This is a genomic window from Actinoplanes regularis (assembly GCF_900188005.1).
Classification (GTDB): domain Bacteria; phylum Actinomycetota; class Actinomycetes; order Mycobacteriales; family Micromonosporaceae; genus Actinoplanes; species Actinoplanes regularis.
Map to the genome: position 1 here is coordinate 348552 of NZ_FZNR01000007.1, position 25749 is coordinate 374300.

Here is a 25749-nt window from a genome sequence, read left to right on the forward strand (position 1 = left end):
AGCCGGCGCCGGCTGTGCGTCCCAGCTTCGAGTCACTCGGCGGGGGTCGATCCCAGAGCCGATGAGTGCCGACCGATAGCGACGGCGCTCCAGCTCGGGCATTCTCGATAGACGATGGATGCCGACGAGTCCCGACCGGAGAACCGCCGTGCCCGGCCGCTGGAGCCCGCTGAACTCCCCGCCGGGCCGGAACGCGATCTGCACAAGGCCCTCTACCAGCTGTACGCGGAGGCGGACTGCCCCCGGCTCGATGAGCTGGTCAGGATGATCGCCGCCGACGACCGTCTTCCCGGGGCGCCGAAGAAGGATCTGATCAGCAAGATCATCCGTGCCGATGGGCTGGGATCACAGCAGGACACGGTCACCGTCGCGGTGGCGCTGGCCCGGGCCGCGGGCCGCGAGGACACGGCTCGGACAGCGGAGCGGGTCCGCCGGCTGTGGGTCGCCGCCCGCACGACGCCGACACCCCGGCTGCCCCTGGACGACCTGGTCGAGAACTACCTGGCCCGGCTGCGAGGCCGGTACGGACAGCTGGACATCGACTCCCTGCTGCCGTTGGACAGTCAGGAGGAGCGGATCCCGATCGGCGTACGTGAGGTGTTCGTCGCGCAGCACGTCCGAGCGGACCCGCCGCCGGTCGAGCTGCCCCGCGAGCTGTGGCATCGGCTGGCCGAGTCCGGGGCGGTCGAGGACCGGGACCTGCCGGAGGATCTCGATCGGACGCTCCTGGCCCGGGTCCGTCAGTCGTACGAGGCCCGCCCGGCCCGGCCGGTGCTCGACGTCCTGGCCGAACCCGGTGGGCAGCGGACGGTGGTGCTCGGTGACCCCGGCGCGGGCAAGTCGACCCTGGCCCGGTACCTGGCCGTGGCCCTCGCCCAGCGCACCGACGGGGTTCTCCCGGCCGCCCTCACCGGGCTGTTACCGGTCCTGATCGAGTTGCGCGGTTACGCCGAGCCGCGCTGGCGCGACAGCAGCTTCCTGGACTACCTCGACCAGCAGCACCGGTACACCGACGATCGGCTCGGACTGCCCCGCGACCTGCTCGAACGGCTCCTGAACGGCTACGGCCAGGTGCTGTTCATCTTCGACGGGCTGGACGAGCTGTTCGACCGCAAGGACCGGGAGACGGTCAGCCATCAGATCACCGGTTTCGCCGCCCGCTACCCCGGCGCCCGGGTGCTGGTCACCTCCCGGTACGTCGGCTACCAGCGCGGCGCCTTCGACGCGGCCGGGTTCAGCCACCACATGCTGCAGGACCTGCACCGCGACCAGATCGCCGGCTTCGCGCAGCGCTGGTACCGCATCGCCTGCCCCGGCAACCCGGCCGACGCCGCCCGGCTCAAGGACCGCCTGCTGACCGCGGTCGACGGCTCCCGCGCGGTCCGGGAACTGGCCGGCAACCCACTGTTGCTGACCATCCTGGCGGTCATCGGCCGCCGTCGCGAACTGCCCCGGGACCGGCGCAGCGTCTACGAGCACGCGGTCACCGTGCTCGTCGAACACTGGGAGGTCAGCAAACACCTCGCCGCCGCCGCGCCGGGCCTGCCGGAGCTGGACCGCGAGGACAAGCTCGAGCTGCTCCGGCTGATCGCCCGCCGGATGCAGGACGGCCCGTCCGGGCTGGCCGGCAACCACATCGCCGGCGCCGACCTGCTCACCATGTTCGAGACCTACCTGCGGGAGAGCCACGCCCTGGCGCCGGGCCCGGCCCGCGTCGCCGCCCGGGCGATGCTGGAGCAGTTCCGGCACCGCAACTTCATCCTCAGCCGCTTCGGCGGCTCGGTGTACGGCTTCGTCCACCGGGCCTTCCTCGAGTACCTGGCCGCCGCCGACATCGACATCCGCTTCGCCAACCGCGAGCTGTCCGAGAACGACCTCATCGAAGGCGTCTTCTTCCGGCGTTACAACGACCCGGCCTGGCACGAGGTCCTGCTCCTGCTCACCGGAATGCGCGAACACTTCGCCGGCGCCATCCTCGACCGCCTCCTCACCGCCGACCCACTGTGGTACCTACGCCCCGACACGCTGCCCCAGCACCTGCTGCTCGCGATCCGCTGCCTCGCGGAGATCCGCAAACCCGGCGCCATCCACCGGCAGAACATCGCGATTGCCCGGGCCCTCACCGACCTGCTCGAAACCGTCACCGATCGGCCGTTCGACCTGGCCCTGCCCACCGCAATCCGGCAGACGATCGTTCCCGTCATGACCGGCCTCGGCCCGCGCTGGACCGGCCGTGACCACTATCTGGGCTGGTATCGCATCCGCAGCCGCGTCATTTCCGATACCGAGTACAGCTCCACCGAGGCCGTACCCCTTGCCACCCTCATCGCTGCGGCGCTCGGCACCAGTAGCACCGTCCAGCAACTACGCACCACCGCCGTCCTCGGCACGCATGTGACGATCCGACGGGCTGCGGTGCAGGCCATCGCCGTGGTTTGGCCCGATGACCCGGACACCTCGCGGTGGCTGCGCGGCCGTGTCACCACCGACCCGGACCCGTTCGTGCGGGAGGCGGCCGTGCTGGCCATCGCCGTGGGCTGGCCCGGCGACCCTGACACCTTGCCCCTGCTGCGTGACCACGCCGCTAACGACCCCTCCCCGTACGTGCGGGAGGCCGCGGTACGGGCCATCGTGATCGGGTGGCCCGGCGACCCTGACATCTTGTCCTGGTTGCGCGATCGTGCCGCTACCGACCCCTTCCCGTTCGTGCGGGAGGCTGCGGTACTGGCCATCGCCGTGGGCTGGTCCGACCATCCTGACGCCTTATCTTGGCTGCGTGGCCGTGCCGCCATCGACTCCGACGAGTCCGTACGGCAAGGTGTTGCGCGGGCCATCGTGGTCGGTTGGCCCGGCGATCCTGACTCTCTGCCGTGGCTGTGTGACCGTGCCGCCACCGACGACTTCGCGACGGTGCGGGAGGCCGCGGTGCGGGCCATCGCCGTGGGCTGGGCCGACGACCGTGGCGCCCTGCCGTTGCTGCGCAACCGTGCCACCGCTGACTCCGACGAGTCGGTGCGGGAGGCCGCGGTGCGGGCCGTCGCCGTCGGCTGGTCCGACGACCCTGGCGTCTTGTCGTGGCTGCGTGGCTGTGCCGTCACCGATCCCGACGGGCCCGTGCGGGGGGCCGCGGTGCGGGCCGTTGCCGCTGGCTGGTCCAACGACCCTGGCGTCTTGTCGTGGCTGCGTGGCTGTGCCGTCACCGATCCCGACGGGTCCGTGCGGCGGGTTGCGGTGGAGGCCGTTGCCGCTGGCTGGTCCGATGAGCCTGATGCTTTGTCGTGGCTGCGTGGCTGTGCCGTCACCGATCCCGACGGGCCCGTGCGGCGGGTTGCGGTGGAGGCCGTTGCCGCTGGCTGGTCCGATGAGCCTGATGCTTTGTCGTGGCTGCGTGGCCGTGCCGTGACCGATCCCGACGGGCCCGTGCGGGGGGCCGCGGTGCGGGCCGTCGCCGTCGGCTGGTCCGACGACCCTGGCGTCTTGTCGTGGCTGCGTGGCCGTGCCGTGACCGATCCCGACGGGTCCGTGCGGGGGGCCGGGGTGCGGGCCGTTGCCGCTGGCTGGTCCGATGAGCCTGATGCTTTGTCGTGGCTGCGTGGCTGTGCCGTCGCTGACCGTGACGGTTCGGTGCGGCGGGTTGCGGTGGAGGCCGTTGCCGCCGGTTGGTCCGAGGACCCTGGCGTCTTGTCGTGGCTGCATGGCCGTGCCACCACCGACCCAGACCCGTTCGTGCGGAAAGCCGCGGTGCAGGCCATCGGCGCCGGTTGGTCCAGTGACCCTGACGCCCTGACCTTGCTACGTGACCGCACCGTCACCGACCCTGATGGGATCGTGCGGACGGTTGCGCTTCAAGCGGTAGTGGCCGGTTGGTTCGACGACCCTGGCACCCTGCCTCTGCTGCGTGACCGTGCCTCCATCGAGGAGCCGTTCGTGCGGGAGGCCGCGGTGCGGGCAATCGCCGCCGGCTGGCCCGACAAGCGGGACATCAATCGCTCCTCGAACGCGGGCGAGACTGCGGAAGCGTGACGGCGGGGCTGAAAACGAAGGGACCGCCGGTAGGGTCGGGGCATGCGTGTTCCCACTGCGGTGATCACCGCTGGTTCTCTGATCGGTGGATGGCAGCTCGCTCGCCGCACCGGTGTCCGGCCGCTCGGCGGCGTCGTGCTGGCCGCCGGGGGTGTGCTGGCCGGGCGGGAGTGGGCCCGGCGCACCAGCCCCGCTGTCACCGGGGCGCTGGCCGCGACGTACGTCGGAGCCTTCGGTCTCTCTCATCCGCTGGCCAAGCGGATCGGTGCCTGGCCGGCGGTCCTCGCGGTCTCCGCGATCACCGCCGCGGCGTCCTATGTCGCGGCCGACCGGAGGCCCTGACCGTGCGGGAGACCGCCGAGGAGATCGGTGAGCTGCAGCGGTTGCTGGACGGCTCCCTCGCCGGCTCGACCGCGCATCTGCGGTCGATCGTCGCCGAGCGCACGATCACCGCGGAGCAGCTCGCCGGGGTGCTGACCGGCATGTGCGTGCTGTCGCTCGCCACCGTGACCGCCGCGGGGGAGCCCCGGGTCAGCGCCGTCGACGGGCACTTCCTGCACGGGCGCTGGGTCTTCGGGACGGCCCGGACGGCCGCGAAGGCCCGGCATCTGGCCGCCCGGCCGGCCGCCAGCGTCTCCCACCTGCGCGGTGAGGACCTGGGCGTCTTCGTCCACGGGAAGGTCGAGACGGTCGATCTGACCGCCGAGCCCGAGCTGCTGGCCTACTTCAAGCGGTTCTACGGGGACGACGCGTTCGACTGGGTGAACGAGGTCGTCTACTACCGCCTGCACCCGCACTTCATGACCGTCTACGCGCCGGACGTCGCCAAGCTCCAGTGAACCGTGGTGGGGCCTCTGGGGGAGCCCCACCACGGCGTCTCTCACTGGTAGACGTGGACGTAGTCGACCAGCATCCGGCTGGGGAACGGGGTGGTGGCGTCGATCGGGCCGGGGAAGTCGCCGCCGACGGCCAGGTTCAGGATCACGTAGAACTGGTGGTCGTAGATCCACGGGCCGCGGGTGTTCTCGACGGTGTCCTTGACCGCGTTGAACACCAGTGTGTTGTCGAGGTAGAACCGCATGCCCTTGCTGTCCCACTCGACCGCCCAGACGTGGAAGGCCTGCGACAGGTCGACCGTCGAGTACTTCTGGCCGTAACCGCCGGCTCCGTTGTACGCCGGGGCGTGCAGCGTCGAGTACGCCTCCGAGGTGTTGCGGCCCAGCACCTCCATGATGTCGATCTCCCCGTTGTACGGCCAGGGCCGCCCGTTGAGGAAGTCCGCGCCCATCATCCAGAAGGCCGGCCACAGCCCGTTGCCCTTCGGCACCCTGATCCGCGCCTCGACCCGGCCGTACTGGACGTGGAACTTGTTGCTGGTGTTCATCCGGGCCGAGGTGTACTGCCGCCCCTGGTAGTCCTGCTTGCGGGCCTCGATCACCAGTGAGCCCTGACCGTCCATCGAGGCGTTCTCGCTGTTCGGGGTGTAGTACTGGATCTCGCCGTTCTGCGGGACGCCCGGGTCGTAGGTCCACTTCGCGGTGTCCGGCTTGGCGCCGGCCGCGCCGTTGAACTCGTCGGCGAAGACGAGCCGGGTGGCGGGGAAGGACGGGTCGGCCGGTTTGGCGGGCGGGTCGACCGGGCTGCCGCCGGTGCCGTACACGCTGAACTCCCAGAGCGAGTAGCCGTACGGGCCGCCGCGCGCCGTGCCGTACATCCGCACGTAGCGTCCGGTGCCGGTGGCGTTGATGACGTCCTTGAGCCCGTCACCGGTGGTGGTCGAGTAGATGGTGGTCCAGTTCGCGGCGTCGCCGGAGACCTGGATCTGATAGGACTTCCCGTACGCCGGGTCCCATTGCAGCACCACCTGGGTGACCTGCGCGGTCGCGCCCAGGTCGACGTAGATCCAGCCCGGGTCGACCCAGCCGGTGGTGGAACTGGTCGCCCAGCGGCTCGCCGGGTCGTTGTCGAACGCCTTGTCGGCGGTGCACGGGTTGCAGTTGACGTCGTTCTGCTCGCTCGAGGCGCGGGCCGGTTTCGCGTACGAGAGCAGGCGGTTGGTGGGGTTGGTCGGGCCGCTGCCGGAGTAGACCTGGAACTCCCAGAACGAGTATCCGTAGAGGTCCAGAGCGCGCTGGGTGAGGTTGATCCGCACGTACCGGGCGGTTCCGGTGACCGTGATGCTCTGCTGCCCGCCGGTCCCGGTCGTGGTCGCGTAGGCCTGCGTCCAGGTCCCGCCGTCGGTGGAGAACTGGAGGGTGAACGCCTTCGCGTACGCGTTCTCCCAGTTGATCGCGATCCGGCTGACCGAGGTGGGCGCGCCGAGGTCGACCTGGAACCACTGGGTGGCGGCGAACGCGCTCGACCATCGGGTGCCGTTGTCGCCGTCGACCCCGGCGGAGGCCGGCGTTCCGGCCCACTCCGTCGACGAGGCGCTGACCGGCTTGTTCTGCGAGACGAGCGTCTCGGCGGCCGCCGCACCGGTGGCGGGCACGGCGAGGAAGGCGGCGATGAGGCCGGTCAGGGCCGTGAGGACGCGTCTTCGCGGCCGTTTCTGGGCAGGGGGCATCGACATGGGGGACTCCCTGAAGATGTGGCGAAAGTGTTTCCGACTTGGGAACTAGACGTGAACCCGCTCTCTTGCCGGTCACTCTGAACCCGGTCGCAATGGGTGTCAATGGCCGCTCGGAACCGGTTCCGGCAGCGGTTCCGACATCGATGCAGGTCAAGGCCGGGGTGACTGGTGGTCCGGGTCGCAGGTTCCGGAACCTGCGACCGGAGGGTGTACGGCTGACCTGGGGTTTGCCCGGTCGCCGCGAGGGCCACTCGGGGAAGCCGGCGAACCGTAGGATCGGTGGATGCCCGTCCCACAGACGCACGACGAGGCGGTCGCGGCCGCCCACCGGCTCGCCGCGCAGCTCGCCCCGGGCGCGATCCAGCGTGATCGCGACGGCGCGACGGTGATCCCGGTCGAGGCGCTCGCCGCCCTGGACGACTCCGGGCTGCTGGGCATCACCGTCCCGGCAGCCGACGGCGGGCCAGGGCTGGGGCCCCGCACGCTCGCCGAGGTCGCCCGCGTCCTCGCCGGGGCCGACCCGTCGATCGCCCAGGTCCCGCAGGGGCACTTCCTGATGGTCGACGTGCTCGCCGTGCACGGCACCCCGGAGGCGCGCAAGCGTCTCTACGGCGAGATCCTCGCCGGCCGGCGGCTCGGCAACGCCCTCGCGGAGCGCGGCGGAGCACACGCCCAGGACCTGCGGACGAGGATCGCCGGCGGCCGCCTCGACGGCGTCAAGTACTACACCACCGGCGCGCTGACCAGCGTCTGGATCGCGGTCAGCGCCCGGGACGAGACCGGCGGGCTGGTGCTCGCCTTCGTCGCCCGCGACGCCGAGGGCGTGGCCGTCGACACCGACTGGGACGTGATCGGCCAGCGGGCCACGATCAGCGGCACCGCCACGTTCACGAACGTGCTGGTGGAGCCGGGGATGTGCGTCGACTACGGGCACGCCTATCAGCAGCCGCAGCAGCTGGGTGCCCGCGCTCAGCTCTACCACGCCGCGATCGAGGTCGGGATCGCCGGCGCGGCGCTGGCGGACGCCCGGGGATATCTGCGGACCAAGGCGCGTCCGTCCACCGAAGCGGTCCGCACCGGAGTCACCCAGGCCGCCGACGATCCGCACGTCCGGCACCGCTACGGCCGGCTCGCGACCCGGGTGCGGGCGGCCGAGGCGCTGCTGGACTCCGCCGCCCGTACGCTCGAGGAAATCACCCTGACCCCGGCGGACGCCGAGGCCGCGGCTCGTGGCTCACTCGCCGTCGCCGCCGCGAAGGCCTTCGGCAGCGAGGTCGCGGTGGACGCCGGCTCCGAGCTGTTCCAGCTCTGCGGCACCAGCGCGGCGGCCTCGAAGTACGACCTGGACCGGCACTGGCGCAACGCCCGCACGCACAGCGTCCACGACCCGCTCGACTACAAATATCACCACATCGCCGCGTACGAACTCGCCGACGTCCAGCCGCCCAACCACGGCCAGCTCTGAGCGCCGGCCGCGGACCTCAGCCGGTGTAGCGGAAGGAGGCGAAGACGACGTCGGTGCTGTGCTCGAAGCCGAGGCGGCCGTAGAGCCGGATCGCGTTCTCGTTGTCGTGCACGGCGTGCAGGAACGGCAGCTCACCGCGGGTCAGGATGCCGGCCGCGACGGCGAGGGTGAGGCGGGCGCCGAGGCCCTGGCCGCGGAACTCCGGATCGGTGCAGACCGCGGACACCTCGGTCCAGCCGGCCATCCGGAACCGCTCGCCGGCCATCGAGATCAGGCGGCCGTCCTTGGCACGGATGCCCAGGTAGCGGCCGAGGTCGACGGTGCGCTTGCGGAACGGGCCGGGTTGCGCCCGGGCGACCAGCTCGAGCATCTCCGGGACGTCGTGCTCGGTGAGCGGGACGGCCTCGGGGTCGTCGACGGCGGACATCGCGGTGCCGACCATCTGCACGCCGCGCATCCGGCTGTCCTCCACCCAGCCGGGTGCGGCGGTGATCGACGGGCCGGTGAGCAGCGCGTGGTCGGTGAGGGTGGCCAGGTCGCGCCAGGCGGCCGGGTCGGCCGGGTCGCTGATGGCGCAGAACGCGGAGATCTCGGGCAGGTATCGGGCGGCGTCTCCGGCGGCCTCGGCATAGCCGGCCTGCGGCCCGGAGAGGGCAGCCCACACGGGATTGTTCAGCACCCCTGTGACCCTGCCCGCTACCGGCCTCCGGCGCCAGTCGATAATCGACGGCTCACCCGGTGAGTGAGTGTTCGGTTACCGACAGTCGAGAATCAATCGGACGTCCGCTGCCTAGGGTGGATCGTTGCGTGGTGGGTGGCGGTGGGCGTCAGGCGCTGAGCGCGGCCGGCTCGGCCGAACCGGTCAGCGCCGGGATCTCCGCCGGCCAGACCGGCTTGGCGAAGTGGTATCCCTGGCCGTAGTGGCAGCCCATGGTCTTCAGCGCGGTCCGCTGCCCGGCCTCCTCGATGCCCTCGGCGACGACGGTGAGGTCGAGATTCCCGGCGAGCGTGACGATCGCGTCGACGAGCGCGTGCTGCTGCCGGCTGGTCAGAATGTCGTCGATGAACGACTTGTCCAGTTTCAGCACGTCCACCGGCATCTGCCGCAAGTAGCTCAGGGACGAGTATCCCGTACCGAAGTCGTCGATCGCGATCCGGACGCCCATGGCGCGCAACGCGCGCAGGTCCTGGATCACCTTCTCGGCGTCCTTGAGCACCAGGCTCTCGGTGATCTCCAGCAGCAGCCAGTCGGGACGCGCCCCGGCCTGTTCGAGCGCCGTGTGGACCTGCTCCACGAAGTCGGCGGCGCGGAACTGCCGCGGTGACACGTTCACGCTGATGTAGCGCAGCGACGTGCCCGGGTCCGCGGCCTTCCACTCGGCGAGCTGCCGCAGCGCCTCGCGCATCACCCAGTTGCCGATCCCGACGATCGCGCCGTTCTCCTCGGCCGCCTCCACGAAGTGGAACGGGCCGAGCAGTCCGCGGGTCGGGTGCTGCCAGCGGACCAGCGCCTCGACGCCGGTGACCCGCTGCTCGGCGATCTCGACGATGGGCTGGAACTGCAGGATGAACTGCTCGTCCTCGATCGCCTCGGTCAGCTGGGTGCGCATCTCCAGCCGCTGCACCATGGCGTGCGCCAGGTCGCTCTGGTAGCGCTGCCAGCCGCCCTTGCCCATCCCCTTGGCCAGGTAGAGCGCCAGGTCGGCGTGGCGCAGCAGCTCGGTGGCGTTGTTCGCGTCCCGGCTGGTGGCGACGCCGATGCTGACCTTGCCGCTGACCAGGTGCACGCCGCCCTGGCCGTCGGGAACCTCGAGCGGGGCCTCCAGCGCGGCCACGATCCGGGCCGCCACGTCCTCGGCGGCCTCCGCGGTGTCGCTCTGCTCGACCAGGACGGCGAACTCGTCGCCGTCCATCCGGGCCGCGGTGCTGCCGGCCCCGATGATCGACGAGATCCGCTGGGCCACGGCGAGCAGCAGCTGGTCGCCGATCGCGTGCCCGAGGGTGTCGTTGACCTCCTTGAAGTCGTCCAGGTCGACGAAGAGCACGCCGAGCGTGGCGGCGTCGCGCTCGGCGACCATGAACGCCTGCTCGAGGCGGTTGCGGAAGAGCACCCGGTTGGCCAGCCCGGTCAGCGAGTCGTGGAACGCCTGGTGGGTGAGGTCGTCCTCGAGGCGGCGCCGCTCGGTGACGTCGCGCATGGTGACGACGACGCCGTTGACGGTCGGGTCCTCGAGCAGGTTGCGCATGTCGCACTCGACCACCACCCGGCGGCGGCCGGCGCCGTGCGCGGTCAGCTCGATGCCGTCCAGGTCGCCGTGCCCGCGGCGGAGCCGGCGGAGCACGTCGCGCAGCGCCTCCCGGGTGTCCGCGGTGATCAGCGCGGCCAGCGGCGTGGTCACCGCGACCGGGGCGCCGAACAGCTTCTCCGCGGACGGGCTGGCGTACCGGATGGTGTCGTCCTCATCGAGGATCAGGATGACGTCGGCGGTGTTCTGGATCAGGGTGCGGAAGTACGCCTCGCTGTTGCGCTGGTTGATCTTCGCGGTCAGCGAGATGCGGTCCACGACCACGGCGATCTGCGCGCAGAGCATCTCCAGCAACGGCCGTACCGTGTGCAGCACCTCCTCGTCCGCGCCCAGGACGATCTGGCCGTGCCGGTCGCCGGGCAGCGGCTGGGTGGCGAACAGGACCAGCGGGAACCCGCCGGTCTGCCGGTCCTCGGGCAGGTCGGCGGCCGTGCGCCAGGACACGGTGCGGTCGGTGTCGCCCGGGACCGGAGGGCTCACGTCCAGGCTGTAGCGCGCGCCGGCCGGGATCAGCCGGACGATGGCCTCGCGTACGGCCTCCCGCGCCTCGGCCAGATCGGTCGCCGCGAACATCAGGATGCCCGCCTCGCGCAGGGCCCGCTCCCGGGCGACGGCTCGTCGCTGAGCCACCGCCAGGTCCGCGACCCGGGCCAGGACCACCAGGAACATCACCGCCGCGGCGGCCGCGATCACCGGCGCGTCGGCGATCCCGGCCGTCCGGTCCTGCGTGTACTCCAGGAAGAGCACGATCGGGGCGATCAGCGCGGCCGCGGCCATCCAGACCAGCCGGTGCCGGCCGATCACCGTGCCGGAGCGCGGGGCCGGTACGGTCAGCTGCCGCATCGCCGGGCGCAGGGCGGTGTAGCCCATCGCCACGTAGAAGACGATCCAGCCGAGGTCGACCGGGCCGCCCACCTGCCAGTCGCCGCGTAGCTGGGACTGGCCGTAGAAGATGTCGGAGACGAGCAGGCCGAGCATGGCCAGGCCGAGGCCGGGCAACGCCTTCGGGCGCTCGCCGGCGGTCAGCATCCGCAAAATCATCGCCAGCACCAGTACGTCACCGAGCGGGTAGCCGATCAAGACGACCTTCTGCAGGAGGGCGAGGTCCTGGGCGCGGGCGAACGGGGCGATCCAGTACATCCACGCCAGCAGCCCCAGGCCGACGGTCGGGACCAGCGCGTCGAGCAGCGGCCCCCGGTTGCCGCCGTGGTCCGAACTGGTCCGGATGAACAGCAGCAGGGCGCCGATCACCAGCGGGTAGACGGCCAGGTAGAACAGGTCGGCGACGCTGGGGAACGCGGGCTGGTGACCGAGCACCCGCACCAGGTTGTACCAGGTGTCACCGGTGATGAAGCAGGTCAGCGCGGCGCTGGTGAGATACCACGGCAGGCGCCGGGCCGGCTGGTGCAGCCGCACCCCCACGAGGACCGCGGCGGCCGACGAGTAGCCGAGCAGCGCCCAGGTGTACAGGTGGCTGCCCGGGACCGCGTAATAGAGCGCGGCCAGCACGAGGGCCCACGCGCTGAAGCATGCGCGAACTGTTCCCGTCGACATGCCGTGCTCCGTTCGAGTGGGTGGTCCGGCCTTTCGCGTCTATCGGGGGGCTCCACGCGGACCTGAGGATGGGAACCGGCTCGCACCCGGTTCGCAATCAATAGACGGACGTTGTTTCTTCACCTCTCGGCCACATGCCGTGCCGGAAACCTTCGATGATCTTGGCGAGGATGCTCGGCATGTCCCTACGGCGTACCGGGATCGCGCTCGCGTCCCTCGTCCTGCTCGCCAGCGGCGTCACCGCCGCGTCGCCGCCCGCCCAGGCGGCCGCCACCGTGCCCGCGTTCGACCACATCGTCCTGGTGATGTTCGAGAACAAGGCCGCGTCCCAGATCACCGCGTCCTCGGCGTCCTACTTCGCCTCCCTGGCCGCGCAGGGCGCCACGTTCACGCAGTCGTACGCGATCACCCACCCTAGCCAGCCCAACTACATCGCCCTGTTCTCCGGCTCGACACAGGGCGTGACCAACGACGACTGCCCCAAGACGTTCACCACCGGCAACCTCGGCGCTCAGCTGATCGCCGCCGGCAGGACGTTCAAGGGCTACTCCGAGGCGATGCCCTCGGACGGCTACACCGGCTGCTCCAGCGGCACCTACCGGCGCAAGCACAACAGCTGGGTCGACTTCAGCACCGTGCCGGCCGCCGGCAACGTCCGGTACAGCACCTTCCCGGCCGACTACAGCCAGCTGCCGACGGTGTCGTTCGTGAGCCCGGACATGTGCAACGACATGCACGACTGCTCGATCGCGACCGGCAACACCTGGCTCAAGAACAACCTCGACGGGTACGCCCAGTGGGCCAAGACCCACAACAGCCTGCTGATCGTCACGTTCGACGAGGACAACTACCTCGCGCTGAACCGTATCCACACGACCTTCGTCGGGGCGAACGTCAAGGTCGGCTCGTACTCCACGAAGATCAACCACTACACCGTGCTGCGGACCATCGAGGCCGCGTACGGCCTGCCCGCCCTGGGCGGCGCGGCCGGCGTCTCGCCGATCACCGACGTCTGGCAGTAACCCGTGTACCTGGCCTCGGTGGAACGGCCGTCGGCCGGCGCGGCCGACCGCACCAAGCGCCTCGCCGGGACGGTCCTGGCTCTCGGCACGGTCAGCCTGATCACCGACGTGTCCAGCGAGATGGTCTCGGCGATCCTGCCGCTGTACCTGGTCGCCGGGCTGGGGCTTGGCCCCGCCGTCTACGGGCTGATCGACGGCCTCTACACCGGGGCGACGGCACTGCTGCGCCTGGCCGGCGGATATCTCGCCGACCGGGCGCGGCGCCGCAAGACCGTCGCCGCCGCCGGCTACGGGCTCTCCGCGTTCATGAAATTCGGGCTGCTCGCGGCCGGCGGTTCGGTGCCGTGGCTGAGCGCCGTGATCGTCGCCGACCGGGCCGGCAAGGGCCTGCGCACCGCGCCCCGGGACGCGCTGATCACTCTCGCCACCCCGGATGGCCAGCTCGGGCGGGCCTTCGGCGTGCATCGGGCGATGGACACCACCGGCGCCTTCGCCGGGCCGCTGGTCGCGCTCGCCGTGCTCGCCGCCTCCGGCCAGGCCTACGACGCGGTCTTCGTGGTCAGTGGCTGCGTCGCGATGATCGGCGTGCTCACGCTCGTGCTCTTCGTCCGCGACCACCGGGGCCCGCGCCCGCCGTCGAACACGGTCAGCCTCGTCGCGGCAGCCGGCCTGCTGCGCCGCCGGCCGGTCCGCGCGCTGCTGGCCGGCGCGGTCCTGCTCGGGCTCAGCACGATCGGCGACGGCTTCGTCTACCTGCTCCTGCAACGCCGGGAGAGCCTCGCCACCGGGTGGTTCCCGCTGCTCGCGGTCGGCACCAGCCTGGCGTACCTGATCCTCGCCGTGCCGCTGGGCAACCTGGCCGACCGCGTCGGGCGGGCCCCGGTCGTCCTCGGCGGCTACGCCGCCCTCGGCGCCGTCTATCTCCTGCTGGACTCCGGCCTGGCCGGCCCGCTAGTGGTGATCTTCATTCTTCTGCTGTACGGCGTCTACTACGCGGCCACCGACGGTGTGCTGATGGCGCTCGCCGGGCCGCTGCTCCCCGCCGAGCTGCGCACCACCGGCCTCGCCCTGGTGCAGACCGGTCAGGCGCTGGCCTACCTGGCGTCCTCGGTGCTGTTCGGCCTGGCCTGGCAGTGGTGGGGCGCGACCGGGGCGATCCGCGCCGTCACCGTCCTGGCCGTCCTGACCCTGTCCGGTTCCGCCCTTCTCCTGCTCAGGTTCGCTCGTGAGTCGTGAAATGACACCGCGGCGGCGGGTGCTGCTCGCGGCGCTGGTATCGGTGGTGCTGCTCGGCGGCGCCGTGGCCTACGTGCTGGTCGCCGGGCACCGTGGCGACCGGCCGGCGGTGGCCGCGGCGGCGGTCGACGCGGGCCCGGGGGACCGGGTGCTGTTCCGCAGCACCGCCGCCGCCGGGTACGGCCGGGTCGGCACGGTGGCCCGGGGGAGCGGGAGCGGGGCGCGGCAGCTGTCCGATCTTGACTGCGTCCGGGTCTACGCCGCGGCCGGGCGCGGGATCTGCCTGCGCCCGGACGGCCCGCTCACCACCTACCAGTTGGCCGTGGTGGACGCGTCGCTCCGCGTCCAGGACACGTATCCACTGGTGGGGGTGCCGAACCGGGCCCGGGTGTCGCCGAGCGGGAACGTCCTGGCGTTCACCGTCTTCGTGACCGGGGACTCGTACAACGGTGGGCGGTTCTCCACCCGGGCCGGAACGATCAACCTGGCCACCCGGGAGACGGCCGACTCCCTGGAACTCTTCTCGGTCGTCCGGGACGGGAAGCCGTACCGGGCCGTCGACGTCAACTACTGGGGTGTCACGTTCCTGGACGACCGGCACTTCTACGCGACGTTGTCGACGGCGGGGAAGCGCTACCTGGTCGCCGGCGACCTGACCACGCAGAGCGTGCGGACGCTCGCCGAGAACGTCGAGTGTCCGTCGCTGTCGCCGGACCGGACCCGGATCGCCTTCAAGGAGGCGATCCGGGGCGATCCGGCGAAGGGCTGGCGGCTGACCGTTCTTGATCTGGCGACGATGCGCCGGACGCCGCTCGCCGAGACCCGCGGCGTGGACGATCAGGCCGCCTGGTACGACGACCACACCGTGATGTACGCCGTTCGTCGCGGCTCGCGCGGCGCCGACGTCTGGTCCGTCCCCGCCGACGGCTCCGGCGCCCCGCACCTGCTGATCCCGGACGCCGAGTCCCCCGCCGCCCTCTGGAACTGACCCGGCGCGCCGGTGGCAGCTCCTACCAGCGGATTATCGCGTCGTCCAGCTCGTCGGCGCGGGCGAAGTCGGCGTCGCGCGAGTAGTCCTCGCCCCGCTCGTAGCCGGGCTCGCCGTCCGCGAAGTACTCGGTCTTCGCCGGCACGCCGACCTGGTACGAGTCGTCGATCGCCTGGTCGTCGAGGCCGTAGTAGGTGCCGAGCCGGGCGGCCTCGGCCCGGGACAGCGGTTCGTCGTAGGCGAAGTCCACGTCCGGCGCGTCCTGGACGGTCGCCTTGTCGAACGGCACGACGAGGCGGTCGTCGAGCAGATCGGCCTCGTGCAGCGGGATCAACGACTCGTTCGAGCCGAAGAAGCTGGTACGGACGCAGACCCAGGCGGGTAGCCCAGTGGTGTCCGTCCAGACCTGCTCGGCCGAACCGATCTTGTGCCCGTCGCGGTCGCGCACCTTGCGCCCGGGCAGTGAACTGACGTACTCCTGCGTGATCACGGGTGGTCTCCCCTCATCGTGGGGCCTGTGCGGCTTTCGCGTCGTCTGCGCGGTTCCGGGGTTGAGCATCTCGGCGCAGAGTGATGCCCCGGGTCACAGCGGTTCTAACACGGGGGAGACGACTCGTTCAGCCACTCGCCGGGAAAGCCGGAGCGGACCTCAGCCGGCGAGCGCGTCGACCAGACGGCGGGCCGAGCCGGCCAGGTTCCACCGCTGCGCGAGCGCGAGAAGGGCGTCCGGGTCGCGGGGCGCCTTCGGCAGGGCCGCGTCGAAGGCGGGCAGCTCGACGTCGAGGGCGACCCGGCACACCGGCAGCGCCCGAGCCAGGTACTCCCGGCCGGCGTTCAGCTTCGTCCGGACGCCGGGCGCGAACCCCGACTCCGGATCGTCGAGCGCGGCCAGGATCTCGGCGATCCCGCCGTACCGCTCGATCAGCCGCGCGGCGGTCTTCTCGCCGACGCCCGCCACCCCCGGCAGTCCGTCGCTGGCGTCGCCGCGCATCGCGGCGAAGTCCGCGTAGTAGTGCGCCCGCACCCCGTACTTCGCCTGCACCAGCGCCTCGTCGGCGTCCTCCAACTTGGCCACGCCGCGACCGCAGTACAGCAACCGGGTCCCGCGCGCGTCGTCGACAAGCTGGAACAGGTCGCGGTCGCCGGAGACCACCTCGACCGGCGCCTCCTGGGTCGCCGCGAGGGTGCCGAGCACGTCGTCCGCCTCGTAACCCGGCACGCCGAACGCCGGGATCCCGACCGCGGCGAGCACCTCCAGCAGCACCGGCACCTGCCGCTCCAGGGAGGCCGGCACCTCCTCGACCGCACCGTGGGCGACCCGGTGCGCCTTGTACGACGGCACCAGCTCCACCCGCCAGGCCGGCCGCCAGTCCGCGTCCAGCGCGCAGACCAGCCGGTCGGGCCGTCTGGTCCGGACCAGTTGGGCGATCATGTCGAGGAAACCGCGGATCGCGTTGACCGGCTCGCCGGCCTCGGTCTGAGCGGCCTTCTCCGGAATGCCGTGGAACGCGCGGAAGTACAGGCTGGGGGCGTCGACGGCCAGCAGTGGTCGGGTCACGCGCCAACCTTGCCACACGGGTCCGACATCGGGTCACGACCAGTCGGCCTGCCACAGGTCGGGTCCGAACATCTCGTACTGGATGTCGGCGGGGGCGATCCCGCGGTCGATCAGTGCGCTCCGGACGGCCTGCAGGAACGGCAGCGGGCCGCACAGGTAGTAGACGGCGCCCACCGGAAGCGTGACCTGTGCCAGGTCCATCGTGCCCTCGTGCACCCCGGCGACCGGCAGGTCGGAGTGCGCCCCGCGCTCGTACCACACATTCAGGGAGGATCCGGGCAACTGGGCGAGGTCGTCGGCGATCTGGCGGCGCAACGGGAACGACTGCTCGTCAGTGTCGGCGTGCAGCATCGTCACGCTCAGCCGGGAGCCGGCCGCGACCAGGTGCGACAGCATCCCGGCCATCGGGGTGATCCCGATGCCGGCGCTGGCGAAGACCGCTGGGCGGCCCGAGTCGTCCAGGACCACGTCGCCGTACGGGACGCTCATGGTCAGTTCGTCGCCGACCTTGATCCGATCGTGCAGCAGGCTCGACACCTCCCCGTCGGGCTTGCCGTCACCGTGCACCCGTTTGACCGCGAAGTACCGGTGCTCACCGTCGTCGGCGCGGATCAGGCTGTACTGCCGGGGCTGCCGTACCCCGTCCGGCATCGTCGCGAGCACGCTGACGTACTGCCCCGGCAGCGAGGCCCGCACCGGGCGGTTGTCGACCCGGCGCATGGTGAAGACGACGACGTCGTCGGTGTCCTTCTCCTTCGCGGCGACCCACCACTGCCGCCAGACCCGCTGGGCGGTGATCCCGCGAGCGCTGTACAGGCCGCGCTCCTGGTGGATCAACGCATACGCCATCAGCCAGTACACCTCCTCCCAGGCCGCCGTGACACCCCGGGTCACCACGTCGCCGAGGACGTCGCCGATGGCCCAGCTCAGGTGCTCCCAGATGATCGGGTACTGGTCGGGGCGGATGCCGAGCGAGGCGTGCTTGTGCGCGATCCGGGTCAGCAACCGCTCCGGGAGCTGGGGCGGATCGGCCAGCAGCGTCGTGGCGAACATGGCCACCGACCCGGCAAGGGCCTTCGGCTGGGATCCCTCGGCCTGGTGGCCACGGTTGAAGATCCCGTCCTGGAACTCGGGGTGGGCCGCGAACAGGTGCGCGTAGAAGCGGCTCGCGATCTCCTGGATGTTCTCGCCGATGGCCGGCAGGGTGGCCTCCACGATCGGGCGAGCTTTGTCGGACAGCACGGTTGACCTCCTGACCGGCGCCGCCTCGGCGGACGTCACAGCCTGCGGTCCGAGCCTAGAACGCCAGGTGGACACCGCGCGGCCGATCAGCCCCCGACAGGTGCGGTCCGGCCGCCCGGCGCACACCGGGCGGCCGGACCGTGCCTCACTCGTTGTGCAGCACCTGGGCGATCGTCATCCGGGCCGCGGCCCGGGCCGGCAGCAGCGCGCCGAGCACCGCGATCAGCACGCCGGTCAGCACGAGCGGGATCACCACGGCCGGGGACCAGACCGTCAGCACCGACAGGGGCAGGCGGACCCGGGCGCCGCTCGCGGACATCGGGACGACGAACCGGTGCGTGAGGATCCCGAGCGGCAGGCCGAGCAGCCCGCCGACCACGCCGAGCGCCGCCATCGAGGTGACCATCATGGCCACCACCTGCGCCGGGGTCATCCCGATCGACTTGAGCATGCCCAGGTCGCGGCGGCGCTCCAGGGCGTCGAGCGCGACCGTGTTGAGCACGCCGAGCGCGGCGACGGTGGCGAGCAGCAGGCCCAGCACGGTGGAGAAGCCGGCCACGATGACGGTGAACTCGTCCCCGCCGGTGTTGTCCCACACGTCGAGCCCGCTGTCGGCCGCCCGCACCGCCGCGACGTACCCCGCGACGCTGGTTCCCGGGGTGACCTGCACCTGGTAGTAGAAGTCGCTCGGTGCCAGCTTCGGGTCCGCGACGAAGGTGGTCAGCGACGACCAGTCGGCCATCAGGCCCGGCGGACCCGACGGCCCGCGGACCGTCTCCCCGACGATCCGGAGCGTGCCGCGCCGGCCCCCGGACTCGACGGCGACCTGATCGCCGACCTTCAAGCCCCGTTCGAGCAGCAGGTTGGAGGGCGCGACCACCTCGTCGGGGGCGGCCATCCAGCGGCCCTCGAGCAGCTGCGCCCGGTAACCCAGCTCGGCCACCTCGCCGCGGCCGAAGATGACCCGGATCGGCTCGTTGCTGCCGGCCGCGGCCAGCTCGGTGTCGGCGAACACGCCGACCCGGGCGGTGCCGGGCAGCCCGCGCAGCAGCTCCTCGACCTGTGCGTCGGTGCGGGTGGTCGGGGTGCCGAAGTCGCTGGGCAGCCCGCGGACCCCGATGTCGCCGCTGACCTGGACGTCGATCTCGGCGACCCGGTTGAGGGTGCTGGCCAGACCGGCCGCGAACGTCACCGTGGTCACGCCGAGCAGCAGCGCCGCCATGGTCAGCGCGGTGCGGCCCGGCCGGGCGAACGGCAGGCCCAGGCCGAGGCTGACCGCCCGGGGCAGCCGGGTGCCGCTCAGCGCCCGCTGGACCCGCAGCCCGCGCCCGCGCCGCTGCGCGCTGCCGGCGGTGATCGCCTCGGCGGCGGAGAGCCGGTGCGCCCGCCGGGCCGGCACCAGCGCCGAGACCAGCACGATCAGCGGTATGCCGAGCAGCGCGGCCAGCCACACCCACCAGCTGATCTCGGTGTCCCCGAACCCGAAGCCGCGGAACGCCTCACCGATCAGCGCCTGGCCACCCAGCGCGCCGATCACCGCGCCGGGCACGGCCCCGGCCACCGCCGGCACCGAGGCCATCAGCAGGTAGACGGTGACGACCTGGCGGGGCGTGAAGCCGAGCGCCTTGAGCACGCCGATGTGCCGGAACCCGGAGACCACCGCGCCGCTGACCACGTTGCCCACGATCAGCACCGCCACCACCAGGCCGAGTACGCCGAACGTGGCGAGCAGCGGCAGGTAGGTGCCGAGGTCCTCGGCCGCGTCCTCCTTGACGGTCAGGTACGGCTCGGCGCCGATCAGCGCTCCGGTGGGGAGCCCCGTGGTCACCCCGGACAGGCGGGCGTTCACCGCCTCCTTCGTCGAGACGTCGCCGGTGAACCGGTACAGCATCTGCAGGCCGGTCGGGTGCAGGGCGCGGACCTGCTCCGGGGTCACCCAGCCGTCCGCCGAGTCGCTGATGCCGTACGCGAATCCGACCACCCTCAGCGTGACGCCGTTCGCGCTGACCGAGGTCATCTCCGCGAGCGGCCCCCGGTCCATGTTCTCCTCCGGCGGGAAGGCCAGGACGATCTCGCCCGGCGCGGACGGCCAGCGCCCGTGCCACACGTCGAGCTGATCGACGGGCCCGCCGGGATCGGCGCGTCCGACCACCGTGATCGCGTGGGGCGGCAACGGCCCGACGCTCCGGTCGTCGGGTTCCAGGACGATCTGGCCGAACGGGCCCGCCGCGGCGGCGACTCCGGTCCGGGCCGCGGTCAGCTGCGCCTCGGTGACCTTGGCCGGGTCGTAGGCGGCGACCGCGTGCGCTCCGTGCCTCGCCGCGAACGTCCGGTCGAAGGGCGCGGAGGAGGCGTCCAGGAGCGCGAGCGAGACCACGGTCGTGGCGCTGCACAGCAGCACCACGAGCCCGATCAGGAACGTCTGCAGCCTGCGCCGGCGCACCGCCGCGCGAGCCGCCCGCCAGACGGCGCTCATGCCGCCACCTCCGCTTCGCTCCGGCGTCGGCATGAGCCGACAACTGAGCCAGCCGATTCGCTCGCAAGCTCGCTCATTCCGCCACCTCCGCTTCGCTCCGGCGTCGGCATGAGCCGACAACTGAGCTAGCCGATTCGCTCGCAAGCTCGCTCATTCCGCCACCTCCGCTGCGCTCCGGCGTCGGCATGAGCCGACAACTGAGCCAGCCGATTCGCTCGCAAGCTCGCTCATGACCGCTCCAGCGCGGACTCGCGGGCGATCCGACCGTCGCCCATCTCCACCAGCCGGCTCGCGCAGCGGTGCGCCAGCCGCTCGTCGTGCGTGACGATCAGCAGCGTCTGACCGATCTGGTTCAGGTCCAGCAGCAGGTCCATCACCTGCTCGCCGGCCTTCGAGTCGAGCGCGCCGGTCGGCTCGTCGGCCAGCAGCAGCGCCGGCCGGTTCATCAGCGCCCGGGCCACCGCGACCCGCTGCCGCTCGCCACCGCTGAGCGCGGCCGGGTAGATGTTGCGGCGGTCGGCGATGCCCAGCTCGTCGAGGAGCTCCAGGGCGCGCTTGCGGGCCGGGCCGGCCTTGCTGCCGGTCAGCTGCGCCGCCAGGGCCACGTTGTCCAGCGCGGGCAGGTCGTCCAGCAGGTTGAAGAACTGGAAGATCATCCCGAGGTGGTGCCGGCGGAACAGCGCCAGCTTCGTCTCGTTCATCGCGTCGACGCGCTCGCCGTGCACCTCGATCGTGCCGCCGGTCGGCCGGTCCAGGCCGGCGATCATGTTGAGCAGGGTGGACTTGCCGCACCCGGATGGGCCCATCACGGCGACCGCCTCGCCGGAGCGGATCTCCAGGGACACCCCGTCGAGGGCGACGGTCTCGCCGTACTCCTTGCGGACGCCATCGAGGCGGACCACGGGTTTCTGATCGGTCATGGACGACAACCGTATGGACGGGCGTACCGGAAGAGCATCCGTCCATGGTTGCAACCCGGCGCCGGGTCATCCCACGGATGTAGGCGCTGTAGGCGCTGGGGATGACGTGCCCGCGGCGGCCGTCTGCCAAGGTATGACGGGTGGGGACAGTCTGGACGGCGGGTGCGCTGGCGGTGGCCGGCGTGGCCGTCGCCGCGCTGTGGATCGCGCTGGTCCGGTCCCGGCGACGGCACACCCGCGATCTCGGCGAGCGCGGCTGGCTGCTGGAACGGGAGCGGGAGAGCGCGGCGCGGGCCGCGGTCGACGAGGAGCGCGCCCGGATCGCCCGCGAGCTGCATGACATCGTGAGCCACAACGTGAGCGTGATGATCGTGCAGACGGCGGCGGCACGCGAGGTGCTCAGATCGCTGCCGGAGACGGCGGATTCCGCGCTCGCCGAGGTGGAGAAGGCCGGTCGCACCACCATGACCGAGCTGCGGGCGCTGCTCGGTCTGCTGGCGCCCGCCGCCGACGGGTCCGATTCCGATCTCGCGCCGCAGCCGACGCTGCGCAGCCTCACGTCGCTCGTCGACCGGATCGCGTTCGCCGGGCTGCCGGTCGAGGTCCGGGTCTCCGGCGAGCCGAGACCACTGCCGTCGGGCATCGACGTCACCGCCTACCGGATCGTCCAGGAGGCGCTGACCAACGCGCTGAAGCACGGCGCGGGCGGCAAGGCCGAGGTGACCATCCGCTACGCGGAGAAGGCCCTCCGCGTGGAGGTGCTCACCACCGGGCCCAGCGTGCTCACCGGGGAAGCCCCCGCCGAGCGCGGCGACGCGGACGACTCCGGCACCGGTCGCGGTCTCTTCGGGCTGCGGCAGCGGGTCTCGCTGTACGGCGGAGACCTCGACGCCCGTCGACGACTCGGCGGAGGATTCCGCGTCCGGGCGCGCATCCCGGTGGAGCGGCCATGACGGACGTCGCACCGACCGATGGCGCGGCCAGGACCGGCACCGCGTCGCCGCGCGTGCTCATCGTCGACGACCAGGAGCTCATCCGGGCCGGCTTCCGGCTGATCCTCACCGCGCGCGGCATCGACGTGGTCGGTGAGGCCGGTGACGGCGTCGAGGCGGTCGACGCGGAGCGCCGGCTGCGCCCCGATGTCGTACTGATGGACATCCGGATGCCGGCCATGGACGGCCTCGAGGCGACCCGGCGCATCCTGGCCCGGAGCCCACGGTGTCGCGTGCTCATGCTCACCACCTTCGACCTCGATCGGTACGTGTACTCCGCGCTCGCCCTCGGCGCCAGCGGCTTCCTGCTCAAGGACGTCACCGCCGACCACCTGGCCGCCGCGGTCCGCCTGGTCGGCACCGGGGACGCGCTGCTCGCGCCGTCGATCACCCGCCGCCTGGTGCAGCGCTTCGCGACCGGCCAGGAGCCGGCCGTGCACCGCGACCTCTCCCCGCTCACGCCCCGCGAGCTGGAGGTGCTCACCCTGCTCGGGCGCGGGCTGTCGAACACGGAGCTGGCCGGGACGCTCACCCTCAGCGAGGCGACGGTGAAGACCCACATCGCCCGGATCTTCGCCAAGCTGGACCTGCGCGACCGCGCCCAGGCGGTCGTCCTCGCCTACGAGACGGGCCTGGTCACCCCGGGTTCGTGAGAGATCCACCGGCCCAGGTGATCGGCGAATCGTGGAAACGCCCGCCGGAATCGGACCGCGCCGAACCGTTTCCGCTTGTGTCCGCGTGCCGCGTGGTATTGACTACCGACTATGCGATGGAATCGATTTCCCGCAGCTGTCGGCGCCCTTCTGCTCGCTTCGTCCCTCGCTGTGGCCTGCGACGGCGGCGCGAAGCCCGCCGAATCCGGCGCGCTGGAGAAGTCGACCATCACCGTGGCTGCGCTGCCGCTGCTGGACGCCGCCGCCGTCCATATCGCGCAGGAACAGGGGTTCTTCGCGGCCGACGGGCTGACCGTGAAGATCGAGCCGGTGGCGCAGAGTCTGGCCGCCCTGCCCGCGCTGAAGAACGGGCAGGTCGATGTCATCGCCGGCGCCAATTACGTGACCTTTCTTCAGGCTTATCAGCAGGGAACTCTGAACCTGAGAATCATCGCGGACGCCGCCGCCGTCGCACCCGGATTCATGCGACTGCTGGTGCCCGCCGATTCGCCGGTCAAACAGGTGTCGGACCTCGCCGGCAAGACCGTTGCCGTCAACATCCTCAACAACATCCAGTCGCTGACGTTCAACGAGCTCCTCAAGGCCAATCAGGTCGATCCGGCGAGCGTCGGATACCGGGCGGTGCAGTTCCCGCTGATGGACAAGGCTCTGGCGAACCATGACGTGGACGCGGTGCACACCGCCGAACCGTTCGGCACCGTCCTCCAGCAGAAGCTCAACGCCCGGATGGTCGTCGACGGCGGCGCCGCGCCGAACACCGGGCTGCCGGTCAGCGGCTACGTCAGCACCGAAGACTTCGTCACGAGGTATCCGAAGACGGCGGCGGTCTTCCAGCGGGCGATCCAGAAGGCCCAGGCGCTGGCCGCCGGTGATCGCACGCAGGTCGAGCGGGTGCTGCCCGGCTACGCCAAGGTCGACGCGGCGACCGCCGCGAAGCTCGCCCTTCCCGCGTACCCGACCGTGGTTGACCCGGCCGGGCTGCAACGACTCACCGACCTGATGGTCCAGCAGAAGCTGCTGACGACGCCGATCGACGTGCGGCGCGTGACCTGGCGGCCATGACGAGGTCCCGGTCGCCGGCACCGCCGATCGGGCGTACCGGCCGATGGCTACGAGGCCTGACCGGCCTCGCCGTCGCGGTGGCGATCAGCCAGCTTCTCGCCGTGACCGGTGCCGTGCCCCGGGAGTTCCTGCCGACCGCGGCGGACGTGCTCACCCGGTCCGTACGCCTCGGCGGAGATCCGGAGTTCCTGCTGAACGTGGCCGTCACCGTCCGCGCCTGGGCAACCGGCGTGGCGCTCGCGGTGGCCGTCGGCGTGCCCCTCGGCCTGCTCCTGGGCAGCGTCCCCGCGCTCGGCGTCGCGGTCCGGCCAGTCCTGGAGTTCCTCCGGCCCATCCCGTCCGTCGCGCTCATCCCGCTGGTCAGCCTCGTCCTCGGCGCCGGGCTCACCACCGAGATCACGCTGGTGGTGTACGCCTCGGTCTGGCCGGTGCTCTTCAACGCCCTGTACGGCCTGCAGGGCGTCGACCCGGTCCCGCGGGAGACGCTGCGGGTCTTCGGGTTCAGCCGCCCGGCGGTCCTGTGGCGGGTCTCGCTGCCGGCCGCCGCCCCGTTCATCGCCACCGGCGTCCGGCTCGCGGCCGCGATCGGCCTGATCCTCGCGGTCGGGACCGAGATCCTGGCCGGCTTCGGCGACGGGCTCGGCGTCGTCATCGCCCAGGCCCAGCAGGCGCCGGACGGCACCCTCGACGTGCTGGCGGGCCTGGTCTGGGCCGGTGGACTGGGCCTGTTCAGCAACGCCGTGCTGGCCGGCGGCGAGCGGCGGCTGTTCCACTGGCACGTCGACCAGGCCGGGGATGGGCGATGACCGCCGCCGCTCCCGGCCGGCGGCCGGCCGCCGCCGCACTGCGAGGGCTGCGCGCGGTCGGCCGGCGGTGGGTCGTACCGATGATCGCGATCGCCGGGTGGGAGCTTGCCGCCCGCCGCGCGGCGGACGTGTTCTTCCCGCCGCCGTCGCGGATCGCGGAGCGGATGTACGACCTCTGGTTCTCCGGGCCCGCCGCGCACCTCTGGCTGACCTCCGACGCGATCGGCAACGTCCTGCCGAGCCTGGGCCGGATGGCGGCCGGGCTGGCCGGGGCGCTGGTCGCCGGGGTGACCCTCGGCCTCGCGCTGGGCCGTTCCGCGCGGGTCCGGGCCTACCTCGACCCGCTGCTGCAGTTCGGCCGGGCCGTCCCGCCGCCGACGCTGGTGCCGGTCTTCGTCGTGCTGATGCACCTCGGCACACCGATGCAGATCGTGTCGATCGCGGTCAGCGCCCTCTGGCCGATCCTGCTGAACACCGCGGACGGGGCCCGCTCGGTCGATCCACTCCAGATCGCCATCGCGCGGGTGTTCCGGCTGTCCGCCACCGATCGGCTGTTGCAGATCGTCGTCCCGTCCGCCCTGCCCAAGATCTTCGCCGGGCTGCGTCTCAGCCTCTCCCTCGCCCTCATCCTCATGGTCTTCTCCGAGTTGCTGCCGGGCACCGCCGACGGCATCGGCTTCGAGCTCACCGACGCGCAGAGCCGATCGGACCTACCGACCGTGTGGTCGGCCATCGTCCTGCTCGGGATCCTGGGCTACCTGCTCAACACGCTGCTGCTGATGCTGGAACGACGAGTCCTGCGTCCGCATCGGGCCGCGCTTGGCGGCACCGACCGCTGACCGAGAGGAGCTTC

20 protein-coding genes are annotated in these 25749 nt (G+C 71.7%); 12 read left to right on the forward strand and 8 right to left on the reverse strand.

Going from position 1 to position 25749, the window contains the following annotated elements; all coding sequences use genetic code 11:
- Nucleotides 1–114 precede the first annotated feature (114 nt).
- The 3 genes from CHC09_RS21070 to CHC09_RS21080 are packed head-to-tail and all read left to right on the forward strand — an operon-like array spanning nt 115 to nt 4862.
- Nucleotides 115–4023, forward strand: coding sequence for a HEAT repeat domain-containing protein (locus CHC09_RS21070; protein WP_089294860.1), 3909 nt, complete (start codon nt 115–117; stop codon nt 4021–4023).
- Nucleotides 4024–4065: 42 nt separating this feature from the next.
- Nucleotides 4066–4365 (forward strand): hypothetical protein, encoded by a 300-nt coding sequence (locus CHC09_RS21075; protein WP_089294861.1) that lies wholly within the window; start codon nt 4066–4068, stop codon nt 4363–4365.
- Between the two features lie 2 nt (nt 4366–4367).
- Nucleotides 4368–4862: a pyridoxamine 5'-phosphate oxidase family protein gene (locus tag CHC09_RS21080; RefSeq protein ID WP_089294862.1), complete on the forward strand. Its 495-nt coding sequence runs from the start codon at nt 4368–4370 to the stop codon at nt 4860–4862.
- 41 nt (nt 4863–4903) lie between these two features.
- Here the strand turns inward: CHC09_RS21080 and CHC09_RS21085 are convergent, their stop codons facing one another.
- The gene (locus tag CHC09_RS21085) at nt 4904–6595 is read right to left on the reverse strand and encodes a discoidin domain-containing protein (RefSeq protein ID WP_089294863.1); all 1692 of its coding nucleotides are present in this window, start codon (nt 6593–6595) and stop codon (nt 4904–4906) included.
- 283 nt (nt 6596–6878) lie between these two features.
- Here CHC09_RS21085 and CHC09_RS21090 point away from each other — a divergent pair, with 283 nt between their 5' ends.
- Nucleotides 6879–8060 carry an acyl-CoA dehydrogenase family protein gene (locus CHC09_RS21090; protein WP_089294864.1) on the forward strand — a complete coding sequence of 394 codons (1182 nt, stop codon included), beginning with the start codon at nt 6879–6881 and terminating at the stop codon, nt 8058–8060.
- A 16-nt stretch (nt 8061–8076) separates the two neighbouring features.
- Here the strand turns inward: CHC09_RS21090 and CHC09_RS21095 are convergent, their stop codons facing one another.
- Nucleotides 8077–8739: a GNAT family N-acetyltransferase gene (locus tag CHC09_RS21095; RefSeq protein WP_089294865.1), complete on the reverse strand. Its 663-nt coding sequence runs from the start codon at nt 8737–8739 to the stop codon at nt 8077–8079.
- Between the two features lie 148 nt (nt 8740–8887).
- Nucleotides 8888–11920: a putative bifunctional diguanylate cyclase/phosphodiesterase gene (locus CHC09_RS21100; RefSeq protein WP_089294866.1), complete on the reverse strand. Its 3033-nt coding sequence runs from the start codon at nt 11918–11920 to the stop codon at nt 8888–8890.
- A gap of 179 nt (nt 11921–12099) precedes the next feature.
- Here CHC09_RS21100 and CHC09_RS21105 point away from each other — a divergent pair, with 179 nt between their 5' ends.
- From CHC09_RS21105 to CHC09_RS21115, 3 genes are read left to right on the forward strand one after another with little or no spacing between them, the layout of a single operon-like run.
- Entirely contained in the window at nt 12100–12942 is an 843-nt protein-coding gene (locus CHC09_RS21105; RefSeq protein WP_179277210.1) for an alkaline phosphatase family protein, read from the forward strand.
- Between the two features lie 18 nt (nt 12943–12960).
- Entirely contained in the window at nt 12961–14178 is a 1218-nt protein-coding gene (locus CHC09_RS21110; RefSeq protein ID WP_239138360.1) for an MFS transporter, read from the forward strand.
- A complete protein-coding gene (locus CHC09_RS21115) occupies nt 14168–15166 on the forward strand; it encodes a TolB-like translocation protein (protein WP_239138359.1) in 999 nt (332 codons plus the stop codon). The genes CHC09_RS21110 and CHC09_RS21115 overlap by 11 nt, the downstream gene beginning before the upstream one ends.
- A 22-nt stretch (nt 15167–15188) precedes the next feature.
- On the opposite strand, the gene CHC09_RS21120 is transcribed toward CHC09_RS21115, so the two are convergent.
- The 5 genes from CHC09_RS21120 to CHC09_RS21140 all read right to left on the reverse strand — a co-directional run bounded on the left by CHC09_RS21120 (nt 15189) and on the right by CHC09_RS21140 (nt 21362).
- Nucleotides 15189–15656 (reverse strand): PRC-barrel domain-containing protein, encoded by a 468-nt coding sequence (locus CHC09_RS21120; protein ID WP_089294870.1) that lies wholly within the window; start codon nt 15654–15656, stop codon nt 15189–15191.
- 159 nt (nt 15657–15815) lie between these two features.
- Nucleotides 15816–16724: a 5'-3' exonuclease gene (locus CHC09_RS21125; protein ID WP_089294871.1), complete on the reverse strand. Its 909-nt coding sequence runs from the start codon at nt 16722–16724 to the stop codon at nt 15816–15818.
- 33 nt (nt 16725–16757) lie between these two features.
- Entirely contained in the window at nt 16758–17966 is a 1209-nt protein-coding gene (locus CHC09_RS21130) for a globin domain-containing protein (protein WP_089294872.1), read from the reverse strand.
- 145 nt (nt 17967–18111) lie between these two features.
- The gene (locus tag CHC09_RS21135; protein WP_089294873.1) at nt 18112–20442 is read right to left on the reverse strand and encodes an ABC transporter permease; all 2331 of its coding nucleotides are present in this window, start codon (nt 20440–20442) and stop codon (nt 18112–18114) included.
- A 227-nt stretch (nt 20443–20669) separates the two neighbouring features.
- Complete coding sequence (locus tag CHC09_RS21140; RefSeq protein WP_089294874.1) at nt 20670–21362, reverse strand: ABC transporter ATP-binding protein; 693 nt, start codon at nt 21360–21362, stop codon at nt 20670–20672.
- Nucleotides 21363–21502: 140 nt separating this feature from the next.
- On the opposite strand from CHC09_RS21140, the gene CHC09_RS21145 reads away from it, so the two are divergent.
- The 5 genes from CHC09_RS21145 to CHC09_RS21165 all read left to right on the forward strand — a co-directional run bounded on the left by CHC09_RS21145 (nt 21503) and on the right by CHC09_RS21165 (nt 25735).
- Complete coding sequence (locus CHC09_RS21145; RefSeq protein WP_089294875.1) at nt 21503–22315, forward strand: sensor histidine kinase; 813 nt, start codon at nt 21503–21505, stop codon at nt 22313–22315.
- Nucleotides 22312–23007 carry a response regulator gene (locus CHC09_RS21150; RefSeq protein WP_089294876.1) on the forward strand — a complete coding sequence of 232 codons (696 nt, stop codon included), beginning with the start codon at nt 22312–22314 and terminating at the stop codon, nt 23005–23007. The genes CHC09_RS21145 and CHC09_RS21150 overlap by 4 nt, the downstream gene beginning before the upstream one ends.
- A gap of 111 nt (nt 23008–23118) precedes the next feature.
- On the forward strand, nt 23119–24090 hold the full coding sequence (locus CHC09_RS21155) for an ABC transporter substrate-binding protein (RefSeq protein WP_089294877.1): 972 nt from the start codon (nt 23119–23121) through the stop codon (nt 24088–24090).
- A complete protein-coding gene (locus CHC09_RS21160) occupies nt 24087–24896 on the forward strand; it encodes an ABC transporter permease (RefSeq protein WP_089294878.1) in 810 nt (269 codons plus the stop codon). The genes CHC09_RS21155 and CHC09_RS21160 overlap by 4 nt, the downstream gene beginning before the upstream one ends.
- Nucleotides 24893–25735: an ABC transporter permease gene (locus CHC09_RS21165; protein ID WP_089294879.1), complete on the forward strand. Its 843-nt coding sequence runs from the start codon at nt 24893–24895 to the stop codon at nt 25733–25735. Before CHC09_RS21160 ends, CHC09_RS21165 begins: the two co-directional genes overlap by 4 nt.
- The last annotated feature ends 14 nt before the right edge of the window (nt 25736–25749 follow it).